At 57.0% G+C, this 256-nt stretch carries 1 protein-coding gene; it reads left to right on the top strand.

The genetic code is table 11. The annotated features are described in order from the left end of the window. Positions 1-256 (top strand): hypothetical protein (locus FNL14_RS23530; protein ID WP_220126211.1); only part of this gene is annotated, 256 nt, incomplete at both ends.

The following is a 256-nucleotide window of genomic DNA, read 5'->3' as shown; positions in this document are numbered from 1 at the left end:
ACCACCACAACAACAACCAGTCATGGATCGCTCCGGAGCAACTTTTCAAACTTACCCGATCCCAGGAAGCTTTGCAAATCAGCGTTTCCGCGACCAGCACTTCCCGCAACCGCCCCTACCCAAAATCCGGCACGCCAGCAGGCGAACCATTTTCAGGCTGTTTGTCAGGGGATTGGCCGCAATCTTTCCGCATCAGCGGCGGCGACTCAGAAAACAATACACCCCCCTCGCCACCCCCGCAAATCCACCACCAACC

The organism is Pseudarthrobacter sp. B4EP4b, assembly GCF_006680095.1.
Taxonomy (GTDB): domain Bacteria; phylum Actinomycetota; class Actinomycetes; order Actinomycetales; family Micrococcaceae; genus Arthrobacter.
This window is presented reverse-complemented; position numbering and strand designations above follow the sequence as displayed.